Annotated in this window: 13 protein-coding genes and 4 pseudogenes; 1 reads left to right on the forward strand and 16 read right to left on the reverse strand. The window is 47.3% G+C overall.

Features of this window, described 5'->3' with window-relative positions:
* Window positions 1-36: 36 nt before the first annotated feature.
* The 12 genes and pseudogenes from rlmN to trmJ all read right to left on the reverse strand — a co-directional run bounded on the left by rlmN (window position 37) and on the right by trmJ (window position 9,753).
* Complete coding sequence (gene rlmN, locus TZ48_RS06415; protein WP_112478628.1) at window positions 37-1,164, reverse strand: dual-specificity RNA methyltransferase RlmN; 1,128 nt, start codon at window positions 1,162-1,164, stop codon at window positions 37-39.
* A 190-nt stretch (window positions 1,165-1,354) separates the two neighbouring features.
* On the reverse strand, window positions 1,355-1,780 hold the full coding sequence (ndk, locus tag TZ48_RS06420; protein WP_042476257.1) for a nucleoside-diphosphate kinase: 426 nt from the start codon (window positions 1,778-1,780) through the stop codon (window positions 1,355-1,357).
* Between the two features lie 52 nt (window positions 1,781-1,832).
* The gene (pepB, locus tag TZ48_RS06425) at window positions 1,833-3,128 is read right to left on the reverse strand and encodes an aminopeptidase PepB (RefSeq protein ID WP_112478629.1); all 1,296 of its coding nucleotides are present in this window, start codon (window positions 3,126-3,128) and stop codon (window positions 1,833-1,835) included.
* A gap of 203 nt (window positions 3,129-3,331) precedes the next feature.
* A complete protein-coding gene (gene iscX, locus TZ48_RS06430) occupies window positions 3,332-3,532 on the reverse strand; it encodes a Fe-S cluster assembly protein IscX (RefSeq protein ID WP_042476251.1) in 201 nt (66 codons plus the stop codon).
* 15 nt (window positions 3,533-3,547) lie between these two features.
* Window positions 3,548-3,886, reverse strand: coding sequence for an ISC system 2Fe-2S type ferredoxin (gene fdx / locus TZ48_RS06435; protein WP_006072576.1), 339 nt, complete (start codon window positions 3,884-3,886; stop codon window positions 3,548-3,550).
* 18 nt (window positions 3,887-3,904) lie between these two features.
* Entirely contained in the window at window positions 3,905-5,755 is a 1,851-nt protein-coding gene (gene hscA, locus TZ48_RS06440; protein WP_112478630.1) for a Fe-S protein assembly chaperone HscA, read from the reverse strand.
* Between the two features lie 23 nt (window positions 5,756-5,778).
* Window positions 5,779-6,293 (reverse strand): annotated as a pseudogene (hscB, locus tag TZ48_RS06445) (co-chaperone HscB).
* Between the two features lie 56 nt (window positions 6,294-6,349).
* Window positions 6,350-6,672 (reverse strand): annotated as a pseudogene (gene iscA, locus TZ48_RS06450) (iron-sulfur cluster assembly protein IscA).
* A gap of 74 nt (window positions 6,673-6,746) precedes the next feature.
* Window positions 6,747-7,127 (reverse strand): Fe-S cluster assembly scaffold IscU, encoded by a 381-nt coding sequence (gene iscU, locus TZ48_RS06455; protein ID WP_042500728.1) that lies wholly within the window; start codon window positions 7,125-7,127, stop codon window positions 6,747-6,749.
* 33 nt (window positions 7,128-7,160) lie between these two features.
* Window positions 7,161-8,375, reverse strand: a complete 1,215-nt coding sequence (locus tag TZ48_RS06460) for an IscS subfamily cysteine desulfurase (RefSeq protein ID WP_112478631.1) — start codon at window positions 8,373-8,375, stop codon at window positions 7,161-7,163.
* Between the two features lie 28 nt (window positions 8,376-8,403).
* Window positions 8,404-8,910, reverse strand: a complete 507-nt coding sequence (iscR, locus tag TZ48_RS06465) for a Fe-S cluster assembly transcriptional regulator IscR (RefSeq protein ID WP_112478632.1) — start codon at window positions 8,908-8,910, stop codon at window positions 8,404-8,406.
* A 111-nt stretch (window positions 8,911-9,021) separates the two neighbouring features.
* Window positions 9,022-9,753, reverse strand: coding sequence for a tRNA (cytosine(32)/uridine(32)-2'-O)-methyltransferase TrmJ (trmJ, locus tag TZ48_RS06470; RefSeq protein WP_112478633.1), 732 nt, complete (start codon window positions 9,751-9,753; stop codon window positions 9,022-9,024).
* 177 nt (window positions 9,754-9,930) lie between these two features.
* Between trmJ and suhB the strand changes: the two genes are divergently transcribed.
* Window positions 9,931-10,734 carry an inositol-1-monophosphatase gene (gene suhB / locus TZ48_RS06475; protein WP_112478634.1) on the forward strand — a complete coding sequence of 268 codons (804 nt, stop codon included), beginning with the start codon at window positions 9,931-9,933 and terminating at the stop codon, window positions 10,732-10,734.
* Between the two features lie 198 nt (window positions 10,735-10,932).
* Here the strand turns inward: suhB and secF are convergent, their stop codons facing one another.
* The 4 genes and pseudogenes from secF to tgt all read right to left on the reverse strand — a co-directional run bounded on the left by secF (window position 10,933) and on the right by tgt (window position 15,409).
* Window positions 10,933-11,880, reverse strand: coding sequence for a protein translocase subunit SecF (gene secF, locus TZ48_RS06480; protein ID WP_112478635.1), 948 nt, complete (start codon window positions 11,878-11,880; stop codon window positions 10,933-10,935).
* A 9-nt stretch (window positions 11,881-11,889) separates the two neighbouring features.
* Window positions 11,890-13,745 (reverse strand): annotated as a pseudogene (gene secD / locus TZ48_RS06485) (protein translocase subunit SecD).
* A 20-nt stretch (window positions 13,746-13,765) separates the two neighbouring features.
* Window positions 13,766-14,095: a preprotein translocase subunit YajC gene (gene yajC, locus TZ48_RS06490; protein ID WP_006074799.1), complete on the reverse strand. Its 330-nt coding sequence runs from the start codon at window positions 14,093-14,095 to the stop codon at window positions 13,766-13,768.
* A gap of 169 nt (window positions 14,096-14,264) precedes the next feature.
* A pseudogene (gene tgt, locus TZ48_RS06495) lies at window positions 14,265-15,409 on the reverse strand (tRNA guanosine(34) transglycosylase Tgt).
* Between the last annotated feature and the right edge of the window lie 137 nt (window positions 15,410-15,546).

Below are 15,546 nucleotides of genomic sequence, written 5' to 3' on the forward strand. Positions count from 1 at the left end.
AACTTGGCTTTGGACAACTCAATTTGAGTACGCGAATTACACCGCTTTAACTGGGATCGCTTGCTGGCCTTTTTGAGCTGCAATTTGCTGTGTACGTTTGGTACGGTCAATCACATCACCGACAAGCTGACCACAAGCGGCATCGATATCATCGCCACGAGTCTTACGAACCGTCACAGTGTAATCATACTGCATAAGCGTTTTCATGAAGCGGTCGATACGCGAATTACTCGGCTTCTTATATGGCGAGCCTGGGTACGGGTTGAATGGGATCAGGTTGATCTTCGCTGGCGTATCTTTAAGAAGTTCAGCAAGCTCACGGGCGTGATCCATATCGTCGTTCACATGGTCAAGCAGTACATACTCAACCGTTACCTTACCGCGGTTCGCGTTCGAAGACGCGATGTAGCGACGAACAGATGCTAAAAAGTCTTGAATATCCCAGCGATCGTTAATTGGCATGATTTCGCTACGAAGCTTATCGTTTGGCGCGTGCAGAGAAATCGCTAACGCAACGTCAATTTGACCCGTCATCTGATCCAAACCAGAAACCACGCCTGAAGTCGATACCGTTACGCGACGCTTAGACAAACCAAACCCCAGGTCATCAAGCATCAGCTCAAGTGCTGGCATTAGGTTTTTCATGTTAAGCAGCGGCTCACCCATGCCCATCATTACGACGTTAGTAATTGGGCGGCGACCGGTTTCTTTCTCAAGACCGATCTCACGCGCGGCGCGCCATACCTGACCGATGATTTCCGATACTTTTAGGTTACGGTTAAAACCTTGCTGAGCCGTTGAACAGAATTTACATTCCAGTGCACAACCTACCTGCGAAGAAACACACAGCGTCGCGCGATCATCGTCGGGAATGTAAACCGTTTCTACGTCTTGATCGCCAACACGCATTGCCCACTTGATGGTGCCATCAGAAGAGTGCTGAGCTTCAGATACGGTTGGCGCTTTGATTTCTGCCAAACGAATCAGCTTTTCACGCAGCTTCTTATTGATGTTAGTCATCTTCTCGAAGTCGTCGACACCAAAATGATAGATCCACTTCATGACTTGATCAGCACGGAAAGCTTTTTCGCCCAATTCCTCTTGGAAAAACTGACGCATACCCTTGCGATCAAAATCGAGTAGATTGACTTTTTGTGTGGTCATGGTGCCTCTTCGATGACGGTAAATGGTGTTAAGGGCGCGAATTGTACAGGCTTTAGCCCCCTACAACAAGCGTTACAAAACCCTAAAATATTAAGGTATTCATTTCTAAGTGAACATTTTTTGTACAACAAAAAGTGTCAGGTATTAAAAAAGGAGGCCACGCCTCCTTTTTACTCATCACTGCACTCAATTAACGAGGACAAATTTCTGACTGAGGAAAGAAAAACTCAATCTCACGTGCTGCCGATTCTGGGCTATCTGAACCATGCACTGAGTTGTGACGCATGCTTAGCGCGTAATCCGCGCGGATAGTGCCACACGCTGCTTCTTCTGGGTTAGTTTTACCCATAAGCTCACGATAACGACAAATCGCATCTTCACCTTCAAGTACTTGAACCATGATAGGGCCAGAGGTCATGAATGCACGAAGATCATCGAAAAACGGTTTACCTTCATGCTCAGCGTAGAAGCCTTTCGCTTGCTCGTCGGTAAGATGAACCATCTTAGCTGCGATGATCGACAGACCTGCTTTCTCGATACGGTGATAAATCTCACCAATCAAATTACGCTTAACTGCATCCGGTTTAACGATAGAGAATGTTCTTTCTAGGGCCATTAGTGTTCCTTTTCTTTCGTGTTGTTCTTTTATTAATAGTAATTTTCTTGAATTACTTATCAGCTTGCTCCGTTAGCAAACGAGCGAGTGTGCGCACACCCATGCCGGTTGCACCAGCAGACCATTTGTCGGTTCCTGACTTACGGTAAGTACCCGCACAATCGAAATGCAACCAACCTTTCTTGTAGTCTTCTACAAAGTAAGACAAGAATGCCGCCGCTGTGCTTGCACCTGGAGAGTAGTCACCGCTGCTGATGTTTGACAAATCAGCGAAGTTCGATGGCAACATGCCGCGATGGAAGTCAGCCAATGGCAATGGCCATAGGCCTTCTTTCTCTTGATTTGCGTTGGTCAGTGCTTGATGCGTTAGCTCGTCATCAAATGACATGATGGCGTGGTAATCGTTGCCAAGCGCATTCTTCGCTGCGCCGGTAAGCGTCGCACAGTCGATGATAAGCTCTGGATTTTGTTCACTTGCGTAGATAAGACCGTCAGCAAGAACCAAACGACCTTCCGCATCGGTATTCATGATTTCTACCGTCTTACCATTTTTATAGGTAATCACATCACCTAGCTTAAGCGCGCGACCGGATACCATGTTTTCAGCACAGCAAAGGATAAGTTTTACGCGCTTGTTGAGGCCACGCATGATGGCAAGACCTAGACCACCGGTAATGGTGCCCGCACCGCCCATATCCGCTTTCATCGCCGTCATAAAGTTCGATGGTTTCAGGCTATAACCACCTGAATCAAAGGTAATACCCTTACCCACTAAACAAGCAAATACCGGTGCGTTTTCATCGCCAGTTGGGTTGTAATCCAGTTGTAGCATCGCAGAGGTGCGCTCAGAGCCACGACCAACAGCAAAAATGCCTTCCCAACCTTCGGTGAGTAGATCTTTGTCTTTAACGATGCGGTAAGTCACGTGCTCTGGTGCCGCTGACTTAATAAATTCTGCCGCCATAGTCGCCAGTTGGCGCGGCGCGACTTCTTCAGCACTTTTATTGATGATGTCACGTGTCCAGTCAGTCGCTTTGATGCGCGCGTCTAACTCTTTCTTATCTTGCTCACCCAGTTCAGCAAGCTCGACTTGAGTGCTTTTCTTTGAGTTGCGGTAACCTTGGTAAAATGCCCAAGAAGACTCTAAATCCCAACCTTCGCCTGCAAGTGTGGCGTTTGAAATGCCTTGTGAATCTAACTTGCGAGCCGCGCGTTGAATCGCGCCAAGATCGTGGCCTTCACCGATGTGAATCGTCGCACCTTGCTCTGAGAAAGAAATGATAGCCTTTTCGCCCCATTGTGGCGCCGCCGCTTCTTGGCTAATAAATACCGACATTGTGCTAGACATGGTCTCTCCTTGTCTTGAATCTAATTATTGCAGCTTGCCCGTTGCAGTTCGGCTGCTGTTTCGCATTCTGTGTATCAAATGATGTTATCACTATGTAGAGACAATACCAATGACTGCACCATGGGAATTAATAACAATGTAACATGGTGCGACAAAAAAACGGGCCAAAGGCCCGTTTTTGTATAACTAACTAGTGAGTCTGTTTAATCGTACTCATCCATCCAGCATAAAATCACAGCTTCGAGGATTTTTTCATTTGAGCGATTAGGATCGTCATCAAAGTCTTCCAAGTCTGTAATCCATTTATGCAAGTCTGTGAAACGTACCGTTTTTGGGTCAGTTTCTGGGAATTGATCGCACAGCTCGATAGCGATATCACGAGAATCAGTCCATTTTAAGCTCATGAATCCTCCAGTTAATTAGTGATCTTCAGATGCGTGGTTTAGGGTGTACTTTGGAATCTCTACCACAAGATCTTCATCCGCAACGACCGCTTGGCAACCTAGACGCGACTCAGGCTCTAGACCCCATGCTTTATCAAGCATATCGTCTTCAAGCTCTTCACTCTCTTCTAGTGAATCAAAGCCTTCACGGATGATGACGTGACAAGTGGTACATGCACACGACTTCTCGCAAGCGTGCTCAATTCCAATACCGTTCTTTAGCGCTACGTCTAATACAGTTTCGCCTTCATTTGCCTCTAATACTGCGCCTTCTGGGCAGAGATCTTCATGGGGCAGAACAACAATTTTTGGCATGACTACTTAGTCCTCGATCTAAATGTTATCAACTGATTGACCCGCCAGTGCTTCACGGATGGATTTGTCCATTCGACGTGATGCAAACTCTTGGCTCGCCTTATCAGTGTCTTTAATACCTTGTTCAATAGCATCGGCATCATCGCCATTGCGAAGTTCAATCAGAGCTTCAATCGCTTTAACCAATGCCTGTTTTTCTTCTTCGTTCAGAAGTGCATCGCCGTCCGCTTGCATCGCGGCGATCAGACCTTCGATAACACGGTCGGCCTCTACGCGTTGCTCGGCCAGTGCACGCGCTAGCATGTCATCTTTGGCGTAAGTCATCGAGTCTTTGAGCATGTTGGTGACTTCGTCATCGCTAAGACCATAAGATGGTTTCACTTGGATTTCTGATTGAACACCCGTGCTCTTTTCCATCGCCGTCACAGACAGTAGACCGTCGGCATCAACTTGGTACGTCACGCGAATGTGCGCTGCACCTGCCGCCATTGGAGGAATGCCTTTTAGTGAGAAACGAGCCAGTGAGCGGCAGTCGTCCACCATCTCACGTTCACCTTGCACTACGTGCACCGACATCGCCGTTTGGCCGTCTTTGAATGTGGTAAATTCTTGAGCGCGTGCCACTGGAATTGTGGTGTTGCGTGGAACGATCTTCTCGACCAAACCACCCATGGTTTCAATGCCCAAAGACAGTGGAAGAACATCCAACAGCAGCATCTCAGAATCAGGCTTATTACCTGCAAGAATGTCCGCTTGAATCGCTGCACCAATCGCGACCACTTCGTCTGGGTTAATGCTAGTCAGTGGTGTTTTACCAAAGAAGTCACCAACCATTTCGCGAACCAATGGTGTGCGAGTCGAGCCGCCGACCATGACAACTTCTAGGACGTCTTCAGCATCGACTTCCGCATCTTTCAATGCACGGCGACATGAAAGCAATGTCTTCTTCACAAGTGGGCGAATTAGGTCTTCAAACTGAGCTTTTGTCAGTTCACCCTGCCAGCCAAGGACGTTGACAGTCGCAACATCATTTTGGCTTAGGTCAATTTTTGCTTGTGTAGCCGCGTCCAGTAGTTCACGTTGCTCATGAGCGGTAAGCTCTGACTTGCCTGCTTGCTGCTGCAAGTGGTCGGCAACGAGATGGTCGAAGTCATCACCACCCAGCGCGGAATCACCGCCTGTTGCCAGCACTTCAAATACACCGCGAGATAAACGCAGGATAGAGATATCGAAGGTACCACCACCTAGATCGTAAACCGCAATTACGCCTTCTTGACCACTGTCTAGACCATAAGCAATAGCTGCAGCAGTCGGTTCGTTAAGAAGACGCAAAACATGCATGCCCGCTAGGTTTGCTGCATCTTTGGTGCCCTGACGCTGCGCATCATCGAAATACGCTGGCACCGTAATCACCACGCCAGCTAATTCGCCACCAAGGGACTCTTCTGCGCGCTTACCCAGCGTTTTAAGAATGTCAGAAGAGACTTGAATCGGGTTCTTTGCGCCGCCTGCGGTTTGCAGGACAGGTAGACCATTGTCACTTTCTGTCAATGAATATGGCATTGACGGATAACGAGTCTGAACGTCTGCCAGTGAGCGGCCAAGTAGACGCTTCACAGAAATGATAGTGTTAACGGGATCCAGTGCTGCGTTGTCACGAGCGTCAATACCGACAGTGATACTGTCATCCGCATAGCGAACCGCTGATGGGAGGATCTTATTGCCGTTGGCATCTGGTAATGTCGCGGCTTCACCACTTCTTACTGTCGCGACAAGGGAGTTGGTCGTACCTAGGTCGATGCCCGCTGCCAGTTTATGTTCGTGCGGCGCGGAGCTTTGACCCGGCTCTGCGATTTGAAGTAATGCCATTCAAATATCCTTGGGAGCTTCCATTAACCAAGCAGCTTATCTTCTAGCTGTTCTATTTCACTTTGCAACTTGGCGATAAATTTTAGTTTTCTAACGCTATCAGCAGCGACTGGCCATTCGGCTTGCGAGAGCTGACCCTCTAACTCTGATAACTGTAGCTTGAACATTTTGCTGACCTTGGCTTCAAAGTCAAAAAGTTCTGATTCAGGGTCACTTGAAGACGCGAGATCTTCCAATTCTTCTCGAAGCTCCATCTGCTCCATTAAGAACAGGGGATCTTGCAATGTTTGCTGCTCAGCGCGAATATCGACACCATTTTCGGCCAATAAGTATTCGGCGCGAGATATAGGCTTTTTCAGCACTTCGTAGGCGTCATTGATTTGCGCTGCCTTTTGCACTGCAAGTAGCGGTCGCGCTCAGAGGCAGTGGCAAAGTTATCTGGGTGAAAGCGTTTTTGTAGTTCTCGGAACTGAGAAGAAAGAAGGCTACCGTCCAACTGAAACTGAACAGGTAGCCCAAATAATTCGAAATGGTTCATAGCATTGACTCGCAATTAATGAGCTTGGCCGATGTGACGACCAAGCTCGTCAAAGGTTAAACATTAAAGCTTTCACCACAACCACACTCGCCTTTCGCATTCGGGTTGTTGAACTCAAAACCTTCGTTCAAGCCTTCTTTTACATAATCGAGCTCTGTGCCATCGAGATAAACCAAGCTCTTAGCATCGATGATCACTTTCACGCCTGAGTGCTCAAACACTGAATCGCCATCATCCAGTTCATCAACGAACTCAAGAACGTAAGCCATGCCAGAGCAACCTGTGGTTTTTACACCAAGCGTAATCCAATACCTTTGCCGCGATTATCTAAAAATGTCTTAACTCGGCTCGCTGCTGCGTCTGTCATTGAGATGGCCATACTACAACCTTTATTCGTTTCTCTTGATGATACTGTGTCTTAATAAAGCTAAAGGGCTTGGTTATCCAAGCAGTTTAGTCGTGCTTTTTCTTGTAGTCTGCAACCGCTGCTTTGATTGCGTCTTCAGCAAGAATTGAGCAGTGCACTTTCACTGGTGGCAACTCTAGCTCTTCTGCAATTTCAGAGTTCTTGATCGCTGCAGCTTCGTCGATAGACTTGCCTTTCACCCACTCTGTAACCAGTGAGCTTGATGCGATCGCTGAACCACAGCCGTAGGTCTTAAACTTAGCATCTTCGATGATACCTTCTGGTGTCACCTTGATCTGAAGTTTCATTACGTCACCACAAGCTGGTGCACCAACCATACCACTACCCACAGCCGGATCATTCTTATCAAATGAACCTACGTTACGCGGGTTCTCATAGTGGTCAATTACTTTTTCACTATACGCCATAATAACTTCCTCGAATCCTCTACTTCCTTGAGATTAGTGGTGTGCCCACTCAACCGTGTCTAGGTCAATCCCTTCTTTATACATATCCCATAGAGGAGACATGTCACGTAATTTGTTTACTGCTGTTCTGATCTGCTCAATCGCAAAGTCGACTTCTTCTTCCGTAGTAAAGCGTCCGAATGAGAAGCGAACCGAGCTGTGTGCAAGCTCATCGTTAAGACCGAGTGCACGCAGCACGTATGAAGGCTCTAGACTTGCTGATGTACATGCAGAACCAGAAGATACTGCCAAGTCTTTAAGCGACATAAGTAGCGACTCGCCTTCAACAAACGCAAAGCTTACGTTGAGGTTGTGTGGAACGCGCTGCTCTAGGTCACCATTGACTGTCACAGCTTCAAGATCTTTAACGCCGTTCAGCAGACGGTCACGCAATGCTTTAGCGTGGTCGTAATCTTTCTGCATGTCTTGCTTAGCGATAGCAAAAGCTTCGCCCATACCCACGATTTGGTGAGTTGGCAGTGTACCAGAGCGGAAACCACGCTCATGACCGCCGCCGTGCATTTGCGCTTCTAGACGGATACGTGGCTTACGACGTACGTAAAGCGCACCGATACCTTTCGGACCGTAGGCTTTGTGAGCAGACAGTGAAATCAGGTCGACTTTCATTTCTTGAACGTCGATTGGCAGTTTACCTGCAGATTGCGCCGCATCTACGTGGAATACAATCTTCTTGCTACGGCAAAGCTCGCCGATAGCGGTAATGTCTTGAACAACACCGATTTCATTGTTTACGTGCATGATTGACACAAGCACCGTGTCTTCACGCATTGCCGCTTCCAGCTTAGCTAGGTCAACAATACCGTTTGATTCTGGCTCAAGGTATGTCACGTCGAAGCCTTCACGTTCAAGCTGACGACATGGGTCAAGGACCGCTTTGTGCTCAGTCTTAACCGTGATGATGTGCTTACCTTTCTTGCTGTAGAAGTGCGCCGCACCTTTAATAGCAAGGTTGTCAGACTCAGTAGCGCCCGACGTGAACACAATTTCACGAGGGTCAGCGTTTAGCAAATCAGCGATCTGCTCACGAGCGTTGTCTACTGCTTCTTCTGCTTGCCAGCCAAAACGGTGAGAACGTGACGCAGGGTTACCAAAGGTACCGTCCATCGTCATGTATTGAACCATTTTTTCTGCAACCCTTGGATCGACAGGGCAAGTGGCAGAGTAGTCTAGATAAATAGGCAGTTTCATTCTTTACTCCAATGTATAAGCGACACTACTACGAGCGAACATTGATTCCGATGGGTGCGGTGCTTGTACTTTTTCTTGAGAACCCATGATTTACCGCGAGATCTACGTCTTGTCGGTCTGAAATTTCTAATACTTCGTTATCTACCATCAGCTCACCGAGAGTGATGTTATTTAGGAAGTCACTGATGCGAGAGCTTAAATCTCTCCACAGTGTATGTGTGAGGCAACGTGTACCACCTTGGCAATCTCCTTTGCCAGCGCATTTTGTTGCATCAACAGACTCATCAACTGCAGCGATGACAGTACCGATAGAGATCTCGTCGGCTTCTGCGCCTAAGCGGTAACCACCACCTGGGCCACGAACACTCGCTACCAAACCTGCTTTACGCAGCTTAGAGAACAGTTGTTCTAGGTAAGACAAAGAGATACCTTGACGTTCAGAGATGTCCGCTAGAGGTACTGGGCTTTGCTGTGAGTGCAGTGCGACATCAAGCATCGCTGTTACTGCATATCTTCCTTTTGATGTAAGTCTCATATCACACTATCCACATTGATTATGTGGCATAAATATTTTCATACCTGAGTATTTTAGTCAAGTATTTAATTGACTAAAATACTCAGGTATTTAACCCAGCAAAATATATGGTTATTTTTTAACCCCAATTGCTTTTTCAACGGAGGTTAAAATGCCGCGCAATGTATTGATTTCCGAGGCTTCAGGACGTGTTCGACTAAACATTCTTCGCAGCTTATTCATCACAAGACCCGGCTTATCCTTAGAGATAAACTGGGTATCCATGATGACTTTTTCAAGGTGTTGGTAGAATAATTCCAGCTCTTTATGGCGTGGATAATCGACTTCACTTGGCTCAGAGTACTGCTGAGCTTCTCGCTCTAAATGCGCGACTCTGACTTCATAGCTGAGTGTTTGCACCGCCATAGCAAGGTTGAGTGAGCTGTACTCTGGGTTCGCAGGAATACACGTATGATAATGACACAACTGTAGCTCGTCATTGGTTAATCCGGTGCGCTCGCGCCCAAACACCAGAGCGACTGTGTGCTTTTCGCCTTCAATCGCAAACTTCTTGCCGCACTCACGTGGCTCAATCATCGGCCAATCTAGAGTACGTGAGCGCGCACTTGAGCCGACGACTAAGCCGCAATCTTCTACCGCTTCTTCTAGAGTCGAAACGATTTTTGCGCCTAATGCTATATCACTCGCACCTGCTGCCAACGCAACCGCCTGTGAATCTACCTCACATTGAGGGTCAACAAGCACCATCTGGCTCAGTCCCATTACCTTCATCGCTCGAGCAGCCGAGCCGATATTTCCAGAATGAGAAGTCCCCACCAGGACGATTTTTACGTTGTCTAGCATTGTCACGTTGCACTCATTTTACACAATCGCAGAATGGTAACATAAACTTGACTAAAGTAGTCAGGATCTTTCTATTCATAAAATTAACAGCACAAAAAATAACCACTTCCCTTTTGCTAAATCTTTGGTATACTTCGCGCCGCTTTTTGTTCTTTAACATCCGTTGGGAAAATTCGTATGCATCCAATGCTAAACATCGCTATACGCGCTGCGCGTAAAGCGGGCAACCATATTGCTAAATCACTAGAAAACACTGACAAGATTGAGTCAGTACAGAAAGGCACTAATGACTTCGTTACTAACGTAGACAAAGAAGCCGAAGCAATCATCATCAGCACTATCCAAGCTTCATACCCAGACCACAGCATCATTGCTGAAGAGGGTGGCCTAATTGAAGGTAAAGATAGCGACGTACAATGGATCATCGACCCACTGGATGGCACCACTAACTTCGTTCAAGGCATTCCTACTTTCTCTGTGTCTATTGCCGTTCGCATCAAAGGCAAAACAGAAGTAGCGTGTGTTTACGACCCAATGGCTAACGAGCTTTTCACTGCACAACGCGGTGCTGGCGCTCAGCTTAACAATGCACGTATCCGTGTAAAACAGCTTAAAGATATCAAAGGTACGGTTATCGGTACTGGCTTCCCATTCAAGCAGAAGCAACACTCTGAAAGCTACTTCAAAATCATGTCTTCAATGTTTGTTGAGTGCTCAGACTTCCGTCGAGCTGGCTCTGCAGCTCTAGACCTATGTTATGTTGCAGCGGGTCGTCTAGACGGTTACTTCGAGCTTGGTCTAAAACCATGGGACATGGCGGCAGGCGAACTGATTGCTCGTGAAGCTGGTGCTATCGTCACTGACTTCTCTGGCGGTACAGAGTACATGAAGTCTGGTAACGTTGTTGCTTCAAGCGCACGTGGCGTAAAAGCGATGTTAAAACACATCCGTGAAAACGGTAACGAAGCTATCCTTAAGTAATTCTCTAGAGCTTAAGTAGTTCCGTAAAAAAAAGTACAGCCCGTCACAGCTGAATTTTAAAATCCCGACCTATGGTCGGGATTTTTTTGTTTGGCACCTAGGTAATTTAGGTTTTGGCCAGTAGACCGATTATTGCAGGTCAAAAAAAGCCACTCTTTCGAGTGGCTTTATCAATGTCATCAAATCCAATAATCTGCCTTACGGCATCTCATCAAACTCAGCGCCTTCTTTTTCAATCTGTGGCGGCATTAGGTGCTCTTTCTGGATACCCAGTTTCAGAGCTAGCGCAGATGCAACGTAGATAGAAGAGTAAGTACCGACTGTGATACCTAGTAGCAATGCTGTCGCAAAGCCGTGGATCATCGCACCACCTTGAGTGAATAGTGCGATAACTACGAACAAGGTAGTACCGGACGTAATCAAGGTACGGCTTAGTGTTTGCGTGATTGAGCTGTTCATGATGTCAGCTGGCTCACCCTTACGCATCTTGCGAAAGTTCTCACGGATACGGTCAAATACAACGATGGTATCGTTGAGTGAGTAACCAACAACCGTTAGAAGTGCTGCCACGATAGTCAAATCGACTTCAATCTGCATCAGCGAGAAGATGCCCAGCGTGATGATAACGTCGTGCGCAAGCGCGAGTACCGCACCTGCAGCCAAACGCCATTCAAATCGCACCGATACGTAGATCAAGATACAGATGAGCGACACAAGGATCGCAAGACCGCCCGCCTCTGTTAGTTCATCACCTACGTTTGGACCCACGAACTCGATACGACGCATTTCAACGTCTTCACCCGTGCCCAAGCGAATAGCATCGAGGATCTGATTACCCAGCGCCTCGGCTTGCATATCGTCACGAGGACGCAGACGAACCATAACATCACGAGCAGAACCGAAGTTCTGTACCGTGGCATCGCCAAAGCCTTTTGCTTCCAACGCTGAACGGACTTCTTCAAGGTTTGCTGGCTGTTCAAAGCCTACCTCGATCAGTGTACCGCCTGTAAAGTCTAGACCCCAGTTCAACCACTTGGTCGACAGTGTAAAAATAGCTGCACCGATCATCACAATGGATAGAACGAACGCAACTTTTGACCAACGCATAAAGTCGATCGTTTTGTCTGCTTTCATTATCTGAAACATAACTAACCCTTAGATCGACAGTTTGTTGATACGCTTACCGCCATAAACCAGGTTCACGAGACAACGTGTACCAATGATGGCTGTAAACATAGAAGTAATAATACCGATAGACAGTGTGACCGCGAAGCCTTTGATCGCACCTGTACCGACAGCAAATAGAATGATCGCTGTGATCAAGGTAGTGATGTTCGCATCGGCGATGGTACTGAATGCGTTAGCGTAGCCTTGGTGAATCGCTTGTTGAGGGTTACGTCCCTCTTTAAGCTCTTCACGTATCCGCTCAAAGATCAGAACGTTCGCATCCACCGCCATACCCACGGTCAGTACAATACCTGCGATACCTGGCAGCGTCATGGTCGCACCTGGAATCATCGACATGACACCAACAATAAGAACGATGTTCGCCATCAGTGCCATATTGGCAAACAGGCCAAATCGACGGTAGTAAACCAGCGTAAATAGCATCACGGCAATCATACCTGTGATACACGCTTTAATACCCATATCGATGTTTTGCTGACCCATTGATGGGCCGATAGTACGTTCTTCAACAATCGAAATCGGCGCAATCAGAGCACCTGCACGAAGCAGTAGTGCTAGGTTGTGCGCTTCAGCAGCAGAATCGATACCTGTGATACGGAAGTTACGACCAAGTGCAGACTGAATCGTCGCTTGGTTGATTACTTCTTCATGCTTATCAAGGATAACCTTGCCTTCTGGCGTGCGTTTACCGCTATCTTTGTATTCAGCGAAAACCGTTGCCATTAGCTTACCGATGTTCTGACGAGAGAACGCCGCCATCTTGTTACCACCTTCACTGTCTAGTGAGATGTTAACTTGTGGGCGACCATATTCGTCTGCGCTGCTGCTTGCATCAGTAATGCTCGCACCGCCTAAGATAACGCGCTTCTTAAGCACAACCGGACGACCGTCACGATCGAGCTTAATCTCGCTGCCCGCTGGTGCGCGACCACTTGCTGCCGCAGCTAAGTCAGCCGAGCTATCAACTTCACGGAATTCTAGTGTTGCTGTTGCGCCCAAAATTTCTTTCGCGCGCGCAGTGTCTTGAACACCCGGTAGCTCAACCACGATGCGACTCGCACCTTGACGCTGAACTAATGCTCCGCCACACCTAGTTCGTTTACACGATTACGTAGGATAGTGATGTTCTGCTCAACCGCGTAGTTACGAATTTCTTGAAGGCGAGTTTCTTTGAATCGAGCGACCAAAGCAAAGCGGCCGTTTGAATCAGAGTCGAAAAAGTCCATATCTGGGTATTTGGCTTCCAGTACAGTCTTCGCCTCTGCAAGTTGCTCAGCATTACGTAGCAGTACTTCTACGCCATCTTTACCCGCTGGGCGGATAGAACGATAACGGATGCGCTCTTCGCGAAGATCGCTTCTAAAGCCTTCTTCTTGCTGACCGACCAGTTTTTCCATCGCCGCATCCATGTCAACTTCCATCAAGAAGTGAACACCACCACGAAGGTCAAGACCGAGTTTCATTGGCGCAGCGCCAATAGATTCAAGCCAATCAGGAGTAGCTGGAGCAAGGTTAAGTGCAACGATTGAATCTTTGCCTAACGCTTCACTGATGATATCACGGGCACTTATCTGAGTATCAGTGTCAGTAAAACGAACGAGAATGGAGCCATTTTCTAGAGCAATGGACTTACGAGAGAGTTGCTCTTCATCAAGAGCTTTAGTGACAGTATCCAGCGTCGACATATCAACAGAGGCGCCACGCGCCCCTGTAATTTGAATAGCCGGATCTTCACCGTATAGATTGGGAAGTGCGTATAACGCCGCTGCCGCAATGGCGAATATCACCATTAGGTACTTCCACAAAGGGTAACGATTTAGCACAGCGAGATCCTATAGCTGTTTTATAGAGACTTCAGCGTACCTTTTGGTAGCACTGCAGTAACGAAGTCTTTCTTGATAACTACTTCATTGTTGTCGTTTAGTGCGATAGCAATGTAGTCGTTGTCTTCAGCGATTTTAGTAATTTTACCAATTAGACCGCCGTTAGTTAGGACTTCGTCGCCCTTACCCATAGAAGCCATTAGGTTTTTGTGCTCTTTTGCACGTTTAGCTTGTGGGCGGTAAATCATGAAGTAAAAAATGACCGCGAACATGCCTAGCATGATTAGCATTTCGAAACCGCCACCTTGTGGTGCTGCTTCAGCTGCGTGAGCTGCAGAGATCAAACTCATCGGAGAACATCCTCTTTAATGTAAATACATATCCAAAATTGGGCTATCCCCCTATCTTTTCAAGAAGCAAACGGTAACTCAATGTTTCTTATTCGCTTAGAGGCACAAAAAGTGTGACCCAGAGCTAGGATTTGTTACCTATTGCAGGGATAGCCGACTATTTAGCCAACTATTGAGCGTCGACCTTCATATCTAGTGGTGGCACTTCGCGGTTGCGACGTGCGTAAAACTCTTCCACAAACTGCTCAAAACGATCTTCATCAATCGCCTTACGGATACTTTCCATCAGCATTTGATAATGACGCAGGTTGTGAATGGTGTTTAGACGTGCACCCAAGATTTCGTTACAGCGATCTAGGTGATGTAGATACGCTTTCGAGTAATTCTGACAGGTGTAGCAATCACAGTTCTCGTCTAGTGGACCTGTGTCTGTTTTGTTTGTCGCATTACGAATCTTAATCACACCGCCAGTCACGAATAAGTGACCGTTACGTGCGTTACGTGTTGGCATTACACAGTCGAACATGTCGATACCACGGCGAACACCTTCAACCAAATCTTCAGGTTTGCCTACACCCATCAAGTAACGTGGCTTGTCTTCAGGCAGCTTAGGGGTTGTGAACTCAAGAACGCGGTGCATTTCTTCTTTTGGCTCACCAACAGCAAGACCACCCACCGCGTAGCCATCAAAACCGATGTCAGTCAGACCTTTTACCGACACATCACGCAAGTCTTCGTATACGCTGCCCTGAACAATACCAAACAGTGAGTTTTCATTTTCTAGCTTATCGAAGTGATCGCGAGAGCGCTGTGCCCAACGAAGTGACATTTCCATCGACTTCTTCGCTTCGGCGTGAGTCGCTGGGTATGGTGTACATTCATCAAAGATCATCACTACATCAGAGCCAAGATCTTTTTGGATTTCCATAGATTTTTCTGCATCCATGAAAATGCGGTCGCCGTTCACAGGGTTACGGAAATGCACACCCTCTTCTGTGATCTTACGGATATCACCAAGCTGAATACTTGGAAGCCGCCTGAATCAGTCAGGATAGGACCATGCCAGTTCATGAAGTCGTGCAGATCACCGTGCAGCTTCATGATTTCTTGGCCTGGGCGAAGCCATAGGTGGAAAGTATTACCAAGAAGAATTTCGGCACCTGTACCGCGTACTTCTTCAGGTGTCATACCTTTAACTGTACCGTACGTACCCACTGGCATAAATGCCGGGGTTTGTACTGTACCGCGTTCAAACGTCAACTGACCACGACGAGCATGGCCATCTTTTTTCTTAAGTTCGTATTGTAATTTCACGAAGCCTCCAAATTGCCAGAGACACAGTCTGACTCAATCTTAAAACGCACTAACAAGCGTAGCTTGCCGCACTTAGATCCGCCCGCCTAACACAACTCGTTAGGCGAAAGGTTTTGGTGTTCCCTACCGTATTCCAC

Source organism: Vibrio variabilis, assembly GCF_003263785.1.
GTDB lineage: Bacteria > Pseudomonadota > Gammaproteobacteria > Enterobacterales > Vibrionaceae > Vibrio > Vibrio variabilis.

Bases quoted from the DNA above. Each gene is read 5' to 3' on its own strand.
- rlmN (WP_112478628.1), bottom strand. From the start codon at position 1,164: ATGACCACACAAAAAGTCAATCTACTCGATTTTGATCGCAAGGGTATG.
- ndk (WP_042476257.1), bottom strand. From the start codon at position 1,780: ATGGCCCTAGAAAGAACATTCTCTATCGTTAAACCGGATGCAGTTAAG.
- pepB (WP_112478629.1), bottom strand. From the start codon at position 3,128: ATGTCTAGCACAATGTCGGTATTTATTAGCCAAGAAGCGGCGGCGCCA.
- iscX (WP_042476251.1), bottom strand. From the start codon at position 3,532: ATGAGCTTAAAATGGACTGATTCTCGTGATATCGCTATCGAGCTGTGC.
- fdx (WP_006072576.1), bottom strand. From the start codon at position 3,886: ATGCCAAAAATTGTTGTTCTGCCCCATGAAGATCTCTGCCCAGAAGGC.
- hscA (WP_112478630.1), bottom strand. From the start codon at position 5,755: ATGGCATTACTTCAAATCGCAGAGCCGGGTCAAAGCTCCGCGCCGCAC.
- iscU (WP_042500728.1), bottom strand. From the start codon at position 7,127: ATGGCGTATAGTGAAAAAGTAATTGACCACTATGAGAACCCGCGTAAC.
- TZ48_RS06460 (WP_112478631.1), bottom strand. From the start codon at position 8,375: ATGAAACTGCCTATTTATCTAGACTACTCTGCCACTTGCCCTGTCGAT.
- iscR (WP_112478632.1), bottom strand. From the start codon at position 8,910: ATGAGACTTACATCAAAAGGAAGATATGCAGTAACAGCGATGCTTGAT.
- trmJ (WP_112478633.1), bottom strand. From the start codon at position 9,753: ATGCTAGACAACGTAAAAATCGTCCTGGTGGGGACTTCTCATTCTGGA.
- suhB (WP_112478634.1), top strand. From the start codon at position 9,931: ATGCATCCAATGCTAAACATCGCTATACGCGCTGCGCGTAAAGCGGGC.
- secF (WP_112478635.1), bottom strand. From the start codon at position 11,880: ATGTTTCAGATAATGAAAGCAGACAAAACGATCGACTTTATGCGTTGG.
- yajC (WP_006074799.1), bottom strand. From the start codon at position 14,095: ATGAGTTTGATCTCTGCAGCTCACGCAGCTGAAGCAGCACCACAAGGT.